This is a genomic window from Aquibacillus saliphilus (assembly GCF_020404745.1).
Lineage (GTDB): Bacteria > Bacillota > Bacilli > Bacillales > Amphibacillaceae > Aquibacillus > Aquibacillus saliphilus.
In genome coordinates, this window is the sequence record NZ_JAIZAP010000025.1 from 26,354 (window position 1) to 40,656 (window position 14,303).

12 protein-coding genes are annotated in these 14,303 nt (G+C 33.5%); 8 read left to right on the forward strand and 4 right to left on the reverse strand.

All coding sequences use genetic code 11. From position 1 onward, the window contains the following. Nucleotides 1-219: 219 nt before the first annotated feature. The 4 genes from jag to rpmH form a co-directional block, all read right to left on the reverse strand. Nucleotides 220-834 carry an RNA-binding cell elongation regulator Jag/EloR gene (gene jag, locus LD272_RS19595; RefSeq protein ID WP_226038297.1) on the reverse strand — a complete coding sequence of 205 codons (615 nt, stop codon included), beginning with the start codon at nucleotides 832-834 and terminating at the stop codon, nucleotides 220-222. After that, nucleotides 831-1,622, reverse strand: coding sequence for a YidC family membrane integrase SpoIIIJ (gene spoIIIJ / locus LD272_RS19600; protein ID WP_226038298.1), 792 nt, complete (start codon nucleotides 1,620-1,622; stop codon nucleotides 831-833). The genes jag and spoIIIJ overlap by 4 nt, the downstream gene beginning before the upstream one ends. 106 nt (nucleotides 1,623-1,728) lie before the next feature. Next, nucleotides 1,729-2,073 carry a ribonuclease P protein component gene (rnpA, locus tag LD272_RS19605; protein ID WP_226038299.1) on the reverse strand — a complete coding sequence of 115 codons (345 nt, stop codon included), beginning with the start codon at nucleotides 2,071-2,073 and terminating at the stop codon, nucleotides 1,729-1,731. Nucleotides 2,074-2,342: 269 nt separating this feature from the next. After that, a complete protein-coding gene (rpmH, locus tag LD272_RS19610) occupies nucleotides 2,343-2,477 on the reverse strand; it encodes a 50S ribosomal protein L34 (protein ID WP_017471599.1) in 135 nt (44 codons plus the stop codon). Nucleotides 2,478-3,207: 730 nt separating this feature from the next. Between rpmH and dnaA the strand changes: the two genes are divergently transcribed. The 8 genes from dnaA (at nucleotide 3,208) to LD272_RS19650 (ending at nucleotide 14,280) form a co-directional block, all read left to right on the forward strand. Continuing rightward, entirely contained in the window at nucleotides 3,208-4,560 is a 1,353-nt protein-coding gene (dnaA, locus tag LD272_RS19615) for a chromosomal replication initiator protein DnaA (protein WP_226038300.1), read from the forward strand. Nucleotides 4,561-4,872: 312 nt separating this feature from the next. Continuing rightward, nucleotides 4,873-6,015 carry a DNA polymerase III subunit beta gene (gene dnaN / locus LD272_RS19620; RefSeq protein WP_226038301.1) on the forward strand — a complete coding sequence of 381 codons (1,143 nt, stop codon included), beginning with the start codon at nucleotides 4,873-4,875 and terminating at the stop codon, nucleotides 6,013-6,015. Between the two features lie 295 nt (nucleotides 6,016-6,310). Further along, a complete protein-coding gene (gene yaaA, locus LD272_RS19625) occupies nucleotides 6,311-6,529 on the forward strand; it encodes a S4 domain-containing protein YaaA (RefSeq protein WP_226038302.1) in 219 nt (72 codons plus the stop codon). A gap of 291 nt (nucleotides 6,530-6,820) precedes the next feature. Further along, nucleotides 6,821-7,933 carry a DNA replication/repair protein RecF gene (gene recF / locus LD272_RS19630; protein ID WP_226038303.1) on the forward strand — a complete coding sequence of 371 codons (1,113 nt, stop codon included), beginning with the start codon at nucleotides 6,821-6,823 and terminating at the stop codon, nucleotides 7,931-7,933. Nucleotides 7,934-7,948: 15 nt separating this feature from the next. Then, on the forward strand, nucleotides 7,949-8,227 hold the full coding sequence (gene remB / locus LD272_RS19635; protein ID WP_226038304.1) for an extracellular matrix regulator RemB: 279 nt from the start codon (nucleotides 7,949-7,951) through the stop codon (nucleotides 8,225-8,227). 123 nt (nucleotides 8,228-8,350) lie between these two features. Beyond that, a complete protein-coding gene (gene gyrB / locus LD272_RS19640) occupies nucleotides 8,351-10,279 on the forward strand; it encodes a DNA topoisomerase (ATP-hydrolyzing) subunit B (RefSeq protein ID WP_226038305.1) in 1,929 nt (642 codons plus the stop codon). A gap of 234 nt (nucleotides 10,280-10,513) precedes the next feature. Continuing rightward, nucleotides 10,514-13,057: a DNA gyrase subunit A gene (gyrA, locus tag LD272_RS19645; RefSeq protein ID WP_226038306.1), complete on the forward strand. Its 2,544-nt coding sequence runs from the start codon at nucleotides 10,514-10,516 to the stop codon at nucleotides 13,055-13,057. Nucleotides 13,058-13,185: 128 nt separating this feature from the next. Further along, nucleotides 13,186-14,280: an HD-GYP domain-containing protein gene (locus tag LD272_RS19650; RefSeq protein WP_226038307.1), complete on the forward strand. Its 1,095-nt coding sequence runs from the start codon at nucleotides 13,186-13,188 to the stop codon at nucleotides 14,278-14,280. Nucleotides 14,281-14,303: the final 23 nt, after the last annotated feature.

Here is a 14,303-nt window from a genome sequence, read left to right on the forward strand (position 1 = left end):
ATTATCTATCCACATGTGTATAAAGTTTATTTAGTCACTAACTAATTAGAATACCATAAAAATTTCTAATTTGGAATATCCACAACTACATTTTATTCTACCTTATTATCTTATCCACATGTGCATAAAACATAATGTTTTCTTTATTTAGTTATCCACATTAGCTTTAAAAAAAGACAAAAAAAATAAGTCCCTTAGTAACTAAGAAACTTATTATTATTATGGTTTAATTACAACACGTCGATTCGGCTCAACACCATGAGAATAAGTCGATATTTCTCGATGGTTTTGCAATACTGAATGAATAATTTTTCTTTCAAATGACGGCATCGGCTCTAGTGAAACCTCGCGTTTAGTACTAACCGCTTTACCAGCTAAACGATTTGCTAAGTTTTCTAACGTTTCTTTTCGACGTGCCCGATAACCTTCTGCGTCAACAACAACAGTATAATACTGATTCGACTTTCTATTTATTACTAAGTGCAATAAATATTGTAGCGCATTTAATGTTTGTCCACGTTTTCCAATTAAAATTGCTATTTTTTCACCTGTTAACTCAAATGTAACTTCATTTTGCTTAGTTGTCGTTTTAATTTCCACATCCACACCAAGTTGACTTGTTACATTTGCTAAGTATTTTTCTGCAATTTGTAATTGATTATCTGATAAGGAAACCTTTACAATCGCTGGCTGAGAACCAAAAAGTCCTAAAAAACCTTTTTTGCCCTCATCTATGATTTTTACGGTTACTTGGTCCTCTGAGGTGTTTAACTGCTTTAATGCTGATTGGACCGCATCTTCGACTGTTTGTCCAGAAGCAGTTATTTGTCTCACTTTTTGTTTCCTCCCATTTCAGCTTCCATTTTCTTTTTAAATGGATTGTTGATCAATAACGTTTGACCTACCATAAAAATGTTACCTACTACCCAATATAATGCTAGTGCAGATGGGAAAAATATTGCTACAACACCAATCATGATAGGCATCATGTAAAGCATCATCGTCATTTGAGCAGCCATTTGGCCACCTTGTTGCATACCCGCATTTCCAGCCATCATTAGCTTTTGTTGAAGGAATGTTGCACCAGCAGCAACTATCGGAAGAATATAAAATGGATCAGGTTGTCCTAACTGGAACCATAAGAAACTATGTTCCTTTATTTCTGCTGTTCTCATTATTGCATGATAGAATGCAATTAAAATAGGCATCTGCACAACTAACGGCAAACAACCAGCAAGAGGATTAACTCCATTTTTCTGAAATAACTCCATTGTTTCTTTCTGTAGTGCTTGTTGTGATTTAGCATCTTTAGAACTGTATTTCTCTCTTACTTTTTTTAATTCAGGTTGAACTTCCTGCATCGCTTTTGAACTCTTCAATTGTTTAATATTTAATGGTAATAACACTAAACGAATTAAAATGGTTACAATCACAATTGATAAACCATAGTTTTCACTCATTGATTCTGCAGCAAATGTTATTAGCCATGACAAAGGATAGACGAAATATACATTCCAAATTCCTGTACTTTCATTAGTTATATCTTGGTCCACTTCCATACAACCAGATAGAACCGCCAGCATCCCAGTCAAGATCACTAATAGCAAGATCTTTTTACGCAATTCTTCTTCCTCCTTACTAAAAATGCCGATATGTAGAAATTATATAAATAGCTTAACATTAAAAATGATGTTTAGAAACAATCCAAACAATAATCAAGAAAAACTATCAATTTTTTGTGAACAATTTTGATTTTGATAAAACATGGATAAGACTTTTTTTAATTTGATGAAAATTCATATCTTTCGTTGGATTTCTTGCTATTACTATCAAGTCAAAGTCATTAGCTAGCTTGCCATCTAATTCTGTAAAAGCTTGTCTAATATATCTTTTAATTTGATTGCGAACTACAGCATTACCTACCTTCTTACTAACAGAAAGGCCAAAACGAAAGTGTTGTTGTTCTCTTTTTCTTATATAATAGAGCACCAATTGACGATTAGCAAAAGATTGTCCCTTATTAAATACCAGCTGGAACTCTTCATTTTTCTTTAAACGATAAGCCTTTTTCATGGGATGATACCCTCCATCCTAAAGAAAACAATCCCCATAGTCTAGAGGATATAAACAGAAATTGACATTTTATTCTCATTTTTAATAATCGGGTGATTTTTTTCTAAGATCACCCGATTTAATGTTTCCAGAAGTAAAAGGAATTATAACTATAGAAGTAATATAGAAAGATTCTATCTAAATTTATTATTATTTTCAAACTCTTATTTTAAACCTTGGAATCTTCACTAAATTACTAGAAAAAAGACCACTGACAAATTTTCAGTGGCCTATGCAGATAATACCTTTCTTCCCTTTTTACGGCGACGTGCTAAAACATTACGTCCGTTTTTCGTACTCATACGCGAACGGAAGCCGTGAACTTTTTTACGTTTACGATTATTTGGTTGAAATGTACGTTTCATCTATAATACACCTCCCTGAGGAATTTAGAAATTAAATGTTAAAAGACAGTCCAATACATTATACGTAATACATACTTCTCCTGTCAACTAAAGTTAAAAATAGACTTCACTAAAAAGAAAGACACATAAATAAGCAACTTACGTATTATAACAAACAGTTCCTACTTTTCTCAAGCTATTCAAAAACTCTATTTTCATTTATAACATTTTTTTGAACAGATATAAATTCTTTTTCAAATAAAAATATTACCATTTTTCCTCACATCACAACTTATCCACAACTCCTGTTAACTTAAAATTATCCACAGTCGACTTTCCACAACAGTTATCGACAAATTAATCACAAAATATAGTGTTGTGGATAGTTTTTGTCTACAACCTGTAGATTTTGTGGATAACCGTCGTAAAACCATTGCTTTTACTGTGTTTTTTTGATACTATATTTGTGTTTTAACATAACTAAAAGTAAATCGCATTTATTAGTTATGCACAGGTTGTGGATATCGTGTGGACATTTACACACACTCTTGTTTGTAATGTTATCAACACCTTTGTGGATAACGTAATAACTCATTTGATTCCTGATTATATCCGGTTTTACTATCCACAGACCATAGAATAAAAAATAACACCTTTCGATATTTCACTAACTAGTGGCAAACGGCTAGTGAAAAGATTGCGAGAGGTTTTTTATTTCAAACGTTCAATTAGTGAAAGGGGTGACAACTGTTTGGAAAATATTCAAGAATTATGGACAAGTACGCTAGATTCTATTAAAGAGAAAATAAGTAAACCAAGCTACGACACATGGTTGAAAAATACTACTGCCGATAGTCTTGAGGACGATACTTTAGTTATTTCAGCACCAAATGAATTTGCTAGAGACTGGCTAGAAAGTAGATATACTAATCTAATCTCTGATGCTTTATTTGAAGTAACGGGTGCCAAATTAAAAATTAAATTCGTTATCCCAGAAACAGAGAGTGAAATAAATGAAACGAAACCTATTGTTAAGAAGGTAACCAATGTAAGAGATAATCGAAATGGTGAATCACCAAAATCAATGCTAAATGATAAATACACTTTTGATACTTTTGTTATTGGTTCAGGAAATCGCTTTGCTCACGCTGCTTCACTTGCTGTTGCAGAAGCACCCGCAAAAGCATATAATCCTTTATTTATTTATGGTGGTGTTGGCCTTGGAAAAACACACTTAATGCATGCGATTGGTCACTATGTAACAGATCATAATCCATCAGCAAAAGTAGTTTATCTATCATCAGAAAAGTTTACTAATGAATTTATTAATTCAATTCGTGATAATAAAGCTGTCAACTTCAGAAATAAATATCGTAGCGTAGACGTACTATTAATTGATGATATCCAATTTTTAGCTGGTAAAGAACAAACGCAAGAGGAATTTTTTCATACTTTTAATACTTTACACGAAGAAAATAAGCAAATTGTTATTTCCAGTGACCGTCCACCAAAAGAGATTCCTACATTAGAGGATCGTCTGCGTTCTCGATTTGAATGGGGATTAATCACAGATATTACACCTCCAGATTTAGAAACTAGAATTGCAATACTAAGAAAAAAGGCAAAAGCAGAAGGTTTAGATATTCCCAATGAAGTAATGTTATACATTGCAAATCAAATAGATACAAACATTCGTGAATTAGAAGGGGCATTAATACGAGTTGTTGCTTATTCTTCACTTATTAATAAAGATGTAGATGCATCCCTTGCTGCCGAAGCTTTAAAAGACATCATTCCAAGCTCTAGACCTAAGGTCATTACAATTAGCGCTATTCAACAAGTGATCGGGGAAAAATATAATATCAAACAAGAGGAATTTGTTGCTAAAAAAAGAACAAAATCAATTGCTTTTCCTAGACAAATTGCTATGTATTTATCTAGAGAGTTAACTGATTTTTCATTACCTAAAATAGGTGAAGAATTTGGTGGAAGAGATCATACTACTGTAATCCATGCACATGAAAAAATATCTAAACTGATCAGTCATGATCAATTACTTCAAAGAGATATAGAAGAAGTAAAAGAACAATTAAAATCTATATAAAAATTAGCATGGCAAAAAAATATTTTGGACTACTTTTTAAACCTCTCCTATCTTAATAATATTGGAGGATCCCAGTCTTTAATTATCGATTTTATTTTAATAATTGAATCGCATATAAAGAAAAAGAGTTTTCCACATGTGTATAACGTGAATAACTAATACATTTTACCAACATCTTATCCACAGTGGATATCACTACGGTCAAATAGGTGAATTTTAGTTATCCACATATTCACAGTCCCTACTACTATTACTACTATATTTATTAATAAAAGATATATAATATAACTTCCACTAGGAGGATTTTATTTCATGAAATTTATTATACAAAGAGATCAGTTAATGGATAGCGTTCAAAATGTAATGAAGGCTATTTCTTCACGAACAACTATTCCAATTTTAACTGGTTTAAAAATTGAGGCAAAAGAAGATGGAATTAAATTAACAGGTAGTGATTCTGATATATCCATTGAATCATTTATTCCAAGCGAAGAAGATGGAATTGTTTATGTAGAACAAATCGAACCAGGTAGTATTGTCTTACAAGCTAAATATTTCCCTGATATCGTAAGAAAATTACCTCAAAAAACCGTAGAAATTGAATCGGATGAGCAGTTAAAAGTCACTATTAGATCTGGAGGATCTGAATTCCATCTTAATGGACAAGATTCTGAAGAGTATCCACAATTACCTAAACTTAATACAGAGGATAGCTTTGAATTACCAACAGATTTGTTAAAGAATTTAATAAAACAAACAGTTTTTGCTGTATCAACTGTTGAAACCCGACCAATCTTGACCGGTGTGAATATGAAATTAGAAGAAGGTCAACTGAATTTTATTGCTACAGACAGTCATCGCCTTGCTTCTCGAAAGATTCCACTAGAAAAAGAAACGCAAGACTTAAAATTCACTAGTGTAGTTATTCCTGGTAAGAGCTTAATTGAATTAAATAAAATATTAGAAGATAAACAAGATAGTATTGAAATCAGTGTTACTGAAAACCAAATTTTATTCAGAACAAAACACCTTCATTTCTTATCAAGATTATTAGACGGAAATTACCCTGAAACATCACGGTTAATTCCTGAACAAAGCAAAACAATTGTTCATGGTACAACAAAAGAACTTTTACAATCTATTGATCGTGCTTCTTTACTTGCAAAAGAAAGTAGAAACAACGTAGTACGATTACAAACGAAACAAAATGAACAAATAGAGATTAGTAGTAATTCTCCTGAAGTAGGACAAGTAGTAGAGGAAATAACTGCAAAATCAATTGATGGTGAGGATTTAAAAATATCGTTTAGTGCAAAATATATGATGGATGCACTAAAAGCAATCGACAATGACCAAGTAAGAATAGAGTTCACGGGTGCAATGAGGCCTTTCATTATTAGACCTATTGATAATGACCAGGTGCTTCAATTAATTCTACCTGTAAGAACTTACTAGTAATTATCTTGTTATAAATAACCCTTTTTGAATTAAAATATATTCATTAAGGGTTATTTTGTATAGTTTAGCCAATTTCAAAATAATGATTTTTTGTTAGTTGTCATCGGTATAAAGTTGGGATAGACCATTTACAAACTATATGCTGATGATAATTGTTACATAAGGTAATCATGAAATTGATACCGTTGATAAATTAAACTTGAGATGTAATAAGAATGTTAATTACGTTTCCTTTTCTTATTGACTAATATTTAGTAAAATAGATAGAAGGATAAAGAAAAAAGGTGATAAAATGAGCGAAGATATAATTATTGAAACTGAATATATTCAATTGGGACAATTCCTTAAGCTTGCAAATGTATTAGAGACTGGTGGTATGGTAAAAGTCTTTTTATCTGAATATGAAGTTTTGGTAAATGGAGAATTAGAAAATCGTAGAGGCAAAAAATTATATTCAGGAGATAAAATCGATATAGAAGACGTTGGATCTTTTATAGTCCGTGCTAATTAAAGCATGCTATTAATTATGTTTTAAAAGACAAAGATATGATGCTGCACTCTAAAAGTGAGCATTCGTAATAGACCGGAATTTACTCTTGGAAGCCCTTCTAGAACCAAGCTTAGATAGAACTTGGCAATTATCAGTTTTTCTTACGGTCTAGAAAATTACAAAATGGACACTGTGGACAATTCATTCCTAAGGTAGCCACGTTCAGCTTCGGCGCCCACCCGAGAATAAGTGGTTTGCTTATTTCGAAGGCGCCACTTGAGCTTTTGTTCCGTATGGAGAAAGGGAAATACAATGCACATTCACCACTTAACCCTTAGAAACTACCGTAATTACGATCAGTTACAATTAAAGTTCGATGATAGAATTAATGTAATTATCGGTGAGAATGCTCAAGGAAAAACAAACTTGATGGAATCTATTTATGTATTAGCATTTTCAAAGTCTTACCGAACCCCTAAAGATAAAGAACTTATCCAATGGGAGCAAGAATATGCTAAAATAGAAGGTAGTGTATTTAAAAGAAAGCGAACTTTTCCTTTAGAAATTGTAATCTCACAAAAAGGTAAAAAAGCAAAACTGAATCATATTGAGCAAAGACGTCTTAGTGATTATATTGGGGCTTTAAACGTGGTTATGTTTGCACCAGAAGATTTAAACCTTGTAAAAGGAAGCCCTCAAATTAGAAGGCGTTTTATTGATATGGAGATAGGACAAATACAACCTATGTACATATATCATTTAGGTCAATACTTAAAAGTTCTAAAACAGCGTAATCACCTACTTAAAAACCTTCAAAGAAATAGACAAACAGATCGAACAATGCTGCATGTTTTAACCGAGCAATTAATAGAACATGCAGCTGTAATAATAGAGAAACGGTTCAAGTTTCTAGATATGCTAAGAAAATGGGCAGGCCCAATTCATCAAGGAATCACTAGAGGAATTGAACAGTTAGAAATTAGGTATAATGCCTCCATTGATGTATCAGAACAGGATAATAGGGAGAAAATAGTAAACATATATTACCAAAAATTTTCTGAGATAGAAGATAGGGAGGTTGAACGTGGAAGTACCTTAATTGGTCCACATCGAGATGATCTCTTATTTTACGTGAATGATAAAGATGTACAAACTTATGGTTCCCAGGGTCAGCAAAGGACTACTGCATTATCTTTAAAATTAGCAGAAATAGAGTTAATCAATAATGAAGTAGGAGAATACCCGATTCTATTATTGGATGATGTACTAAGTGAGCTTGATGATTTTAGACAATCTCATTTATTAGATACCATCCAGGGAAAAGTACAAACGTTTGTCTCCACTACAAGTGTTGATGGTATTAAACACGATACTTTAAATAAAGCCGAAATATTTCGAGTGAAGAATGGTATAATAGAAAGTTAGAAATGGAGGAAAACAATGTTTATCCACATTGGAGACGATAATGTTATCCGATCAGAAGAAGTTATTGCTATTATCGATCATCATTTAATTAGTTCTTCAACGATAAATGAACAAATGATGTTTAATCAAAGTAAAAATAAAAAGGTGCTAGACCCTCAAGAAGAAGGGGTGAAATCTATTGTTATAACAAAGGATTTCATCTATTATAGTCCTCTTTCTGTTTTAACATTAAAAAAACGCGCGAGTATGATTACTTCGATAAGTAAGCTAGAAAATTACTCAGATGCGTTATAATTTATCAGTTATAAGTATGGAATTATTTATTGTGTTTAATGTCATGCACTAATGATTAGAAACTATTTGTTGGATATCAACAAATTTAAATAGAATCCTCTTAAAGAAGTGTAGGTGAATCAATTGGCAACGGAAGAAAATGGTACAAACGAACAAGTATATGATGAAAGTCAAATACAGGTATTAGAAGGTTTAGAAGCAGTTCGGAAAAGACCTGGAATGTATATTGGTTCTACAAATGAAAAGGGATTACACCACCTTGTATGGGAAATTGTAGATAACAGTATTGATGAAGCATTGGCAGGTTATTGTGATCATATAAAAGTAACTATTGAAAAAGACAATAGTATTACTGTAATAGACAATGGACGAGGTATTCCTGTTGGTACGCATGAAAAAACAGGAAGACCTGTTGTTGAAGTTATTATGACAGTACTTCACGCTGGCGGTAAATTTGGCGGAGGCGGATATAAAGTTTCAGGTGGCCTTCATGGTGTAGGTGCTTCGGTTGTAAATGCTTTATCAAGTGAATTAAATGTTTATATACATCGTGATGGAAAGATACACTATCAACGATTTGAGCGTGGTATCCCACAAGGAGAGTTAGAAATAATAGGGGAAACAGAAATAACTGGAACCCGTACCCATTTCAAACCGGATACTGAAATATTTGACGTGGAAACAATAGAATATAATTTTGAAACATTGTCTAATCGATTACGTGAGCTAGCCTTTTTAAATAGAAAATTAACTATTTCTGTTGAAGATAAGCGCAATGATTCTGAACCAATAAACTTTTATTATGAAGGTGGTATTGGTTCTTATGTAGAACACTTAAATAGAACGAGAGAAGTGCTACATGAACCTTTCTTTGCAGAAAAAGAAGAAAATAAAATCACGGTAGAAGTAGCTATTCAATATAATGATGGATTTGCTAGTAATATTTACTCGTTTGCTAATAATATTCACACCTATGAAGGTGGTACACATGAATCAGGTTTTAAAACTGGTTTAACACGTGTAATTAATGACTATGCCAGAAAGAAAAATCTATTCAAAGAAAACGATCCGAACTTAACAGGTGATGATGTACGCGAGGGATTAACTGCCATAATTTCAGTTAAACACCCTGATCCACAATTCGAGGGACAAACAAAGACAAAACTTGGAAACAGTGAAACACGTGCAATCACTGATTCGGCATTTAGTGATATGTTTTCTAAGTTTTTATTTGAGAACCCTGATACAGCTAAAGTAATTGTTGAAAAAGGCTTAATGGCCTCAAGAGCTAGAATAGCTGCCAAAAAGGCACGGGAATTAACTAGACGTAAGGGTGCTTTAGAAATTTCCAATCTTCCTGGTAAGCTTGCAGATTGTTCATCAAGAGATTCTAGTATTAGTGAATTATATATTGTAGAGGGTGACTCTGCAGGTGGGTCAGCAAAGCAAGGTCGTGATCGCCATTTCCAAGCAATATTACCTCTACGTGGAAAAATTCTTAATGTTGAAAAAGCACGATTAGATAAAATATTGTCTAATAATGAGATTAGAATGATGATAACAGCACTTGGTACGGGTATTGGTGAAGATTTCGATATAAGTAAAGCAAGGTATCATAAAGTTGTCATTATGACTGATGCGGATGTAGATGGTGCCCATATCAGAACATTATTATTAACCTTTTTCTACCGGTTTATGCGACCATTGATAGATTATGGATACATTTATATTGCCCAACCCCCACTTTACAAAATACAACAGGGGAAAGCAGCGCATTATGCGTATAATGATAAAGAAATGGAAAGAATTTTAAGCGAACTTTCGAAGGTACCAAAGCCAGGTTTACAGCGTTACAAGGGTCTTGGTGAGATGAATGCTACACAGTTATGGGAAACAACCATGGATCCTGAAACTAGAACATTGCTACAAGTAAACTTAGAAGATGCAATGGAATCTGACCAGGTTTTTGATATGTTAATGGGTGATAAAGTTGAACCAAGAAGAAACTTTATTCAAGACAATGCCCAATATGTTAAAAATCTTGATGTTTAATAGTTAAAGGAAAATTCATTTCGTGAAAAGTAGTTAATCAATTTCATACTACCTATTTACCGTCAACAGGGTATGTTGAACCAGAACCTTTTCCAACTATGATGTTGTCAGGATATGGTTTGAGATTGTAATTTTGAAATTGACTCGTAATAGATAACGATTAAATAAGTGTAGAGACTGTGGCCTGAAAAATAGGCAAGTCTCTTTTCCTCATTTTGATAGGGAGGTAATCTCATGGTGGATCAACAACGGCCACACGTGCAAGAAATAAATATTAGCAATGAAATGCGTACATCTTTTTTGGATTACGCAATGAGTGTTATTGTAGCCCGCGCTTTACCAGATGTTAGAGATGGGTTAAAGCCAGTGCATCGTAGAATACTATATGCAATGAATGATTTAGGAATACAAGCAGATAAGGCATACAAAAAATCTGCTCGTATTGTAGGGGATGTACTAGGTAAATATCACCCACACGGTGATTCCTCAGTATATGAGGCAATGGTTCGAATGGCTCAAGATTTCAGTTATCGATATATGCTAGTAGATGGACATGGTAACTTTGGATCTGTTGACGGAGATTCTGCTGCAGCGATGCGTTATACGGAAGCACGTATGTCAAAAATATCGATGGAATTGTTACGAGATATTAACAAAGATACCATTGACTACCAGGACAACTATGATGGATCGGAAAGAGAACCAATCGTTCTTCCTTCACGTTTTCCAAATTTGCTTGTTAACGGAGCTTCAGGAATAGCTGTTGGGATGGCTACCAATATCCCGCCACATCAGTTAGGCGAAACAATTGATGCTGTGTTAGCGGTAAGCGAAAATCCAGACATTACTATTGAAGAATTGATGGAAAACCATATCTTTGGACCGGATTTTCCTACAGCAGGACAAATCTTAGGCCGAAGTGGGATAAGAAAAGCGTTTGAAACAGGAAAAGGTTCGGTAACAGTCCGAGCGAAAGTACGTATTGAAGAACACGCCAATGGTAAATCTACAATCATTATTACTGAGCTTCCTTATCAAGTAAACAAAGCTAGATTAGTTGAAAAAATTGCTGATTTAGTCCGAGATAAACGAATCGAAGGCATAACAGATTTAAGAGATGAGTCAGACCGGACAGGTATGCGTGTTGTTGTTGAGTTACGCAGGGATGTTAACCCGAATGTCGTCTTAAATAATCTATATAAACAAACATCTCTTCAAACTACTTTTGGTATTAACATGCTTGCGCTAGTAAATGGGCATCCAAAAGTTTTAAATTTAAAAGAGTGTCTAAAACATTATTTAGATCACCAAGTAGTAGTTATAAAAAGACGTACAGCTTTCGAATTAAGAAAAGCTGAAGCTAGGGCACATATATTAGAAGGCTTACGAATAGCTTTAGACCACCTAGATGAAGTAATTACCCTAATTAGACAATCTAAAACAGCAGATATTGCAAGAGAAGGTCTAATAAATCGTTTTGAGTTATCAGATAAGCAAGCACAAGCAATTCTTGATATGCGATTACAGCGTTTAACTGGGTTAGAACGTGAAAAAATCGAACAAGAATATAAGGACTTAATGGAATTAATATCGGAGTTAAAAGCAATTTTGGCTAATGAAGAAAAAGTATTAGAAATTATTCGTGAGGAATTGACAGAGATAAAAGAACGTTTTAATGATAAAAGGCGTACTGAAATTATCGTTGGTGGCGCAGACTTTATTGAAGATGAAGATTTGATTCCGGTAGAGAATATTGTTATCACGTTAACGCACCAAGGATATGTAAAACGACTACCTTCTTCTACTTACCGTACGCAAAGAAGAGGTGGACGTGGTGTTCAAGGTATGGGAACAAATGAGGATGATTTTGTTGAACACCTTGTTTCAACATCGACACATGATACAGTCTTATTTTTCTCAAATAAAGGTAAGGTTTATAAAGCAAAAGGCTATGAAGTTCCTGAATTTAGTCGAACGGCGAAAGGTATTCCAATTATCAACCTTCTAGGAATAGAAAAAGGTGAATGGATAAATGCAGTTATTACTGTGAGTGAGTTTGCAGAAGACTGGTATCTCTTCTTTACGACCAGACAAGGAATATCTAAACGAACAACCCTATCGCAATTTGCTAATATTAGAAAGGGCGGGCTGATAGCATTAAATCTCCGTGAAGAAGATGAGTTAATTGCAGTTCGTTTAACTGATGGTAACAAGCATATTATGATTGGTACAAAGAATGGTTACTTAATTCGATTCCCTGAAGAACAAATACGTTCAATGGGCCGTACAGCTGCTGGTGTTAAAGGCATCTCACTGAGAGGCGATGATATCGTCGTTTCTATGGAAATTATCGAGGATGGACTTAACGTTTTAAATGTTACAGAGAATGGTTATGGCAAGCAAACTCCTGCTAGCGAATACCGAATTACAAACCGCGGTGGTAAGGGAGTATTTACTAGTAACATAACTGAAAAAACAGGTAGAATTGTAACAGTGAAAGCAGTAACAGGTGAAGAAGATATTATGATTATTACTGCACTTGGCGTTTTAATCCGGATGCCTGTTAAAGGAATTTCTGTAACTGGAAGAAACACCCAAGGTGTTAGACTTATTCGTTTACAAGAAGATGAAAAAGTCGCAACAGTTGCAAGAATTGAAACAGAAGAAGAGGAAGAAATTGAGCCATCATTACCTGAAGGCGAAGAAGTGATTGATGATATTGAAACTTCATCATCAAAAGAGAAAGATGCCGAGGAAAGATTAGATAAAGAAGAATAATTAGTTTTACTTTTGCTAAATAACTGACTTCATATACTAGCGGAACACTCTAATAGTATGGAAAATCCCCTACTGTTAAAAGGTAGGGGATTTTTTAAAAATGTAGTTAGAAATGAGGAGTGGACTGGATGTGGGTACATCCTAAACAATTAGTTCCTGGTTGTCTAATTATGAAGGATGTGATGGGAAAAACGAATCACCCAATTGTCCTTAAAAATACCGTTGTTACGGATCGACATATAACAATACTAACTAAATTTTTGGTTAAAAAAGTAGAAGTAGCTGATCGCTTGAATTTTGGTGTGAAATTTAATCCTAAAGATTTAGAAGAAGAAAGTAACGAGGGAAAAACGAGTCAAACAGAAAATGAAGTCAGTACTAAAACATTCTATCAACACTATATTGAGGCTGTAGAAGGCTACAAAAAACTATTTGTTCATTGGCAAAGTGGTGCTTCTTTAGACATAAACAGAGTAAGAAAATTAATATTTCCTTTGTTTGAACAAATTGATCAAGCGGGTTTTGACCTATATCTATTACACCAGTATTCCTCTAAAAAGGACTATTTTTTTCACCATTGTATATCTATTTCCCTTATTTCTGCTTTTCTAGCGAAAAAAAGAAACTACCAAAAAGAATGGGTACAGGTTGGTCTAGCTGGTTTATTGGCAGATAGCGGTATGTCTAAAATTAATCGAAACCTATTTAATAAAGAAAGCACGTTAACTTTACCTGAATATGAAGAAATAAAAAAGCATCCGACATATTCATATCGTTTAGTAGAAAAGGTTCCATCTTTGTCAATGGGGGTGAAATTAGCTGTCTTGCAACACCATGAGCGTTTTGATGGTGCTGGCTATCCTTTAGGAGTCGAAAAAAGTAAAATACATCCTTATGCAAGTATTCTCGCTATTAGCGATACATATCATGCGATGACTTCAGAACGTATCTATCAAGGAAAACAGTCACCTTTTAAAGTAATCGAAGAAATGATGCAAGACAAGTTTAATAAGTTTGATCATCAAATATTACAAACATTTGTTGAAAGCTTATCGAGTTTTTCAATTGGAACAAAAGTTCGATTATCTAACAATAAAAAAGGTGAAATAGTTTTTATTGAAACAAATCATCCTACAAGACCGATGATTAGATTTGAAGATGATCATCAAATTGTCCCATTAACAGAGAACCGCAATATTTATATTGAAGAAATACTAACTTAAAACACAAGGATTAGCTGATAATT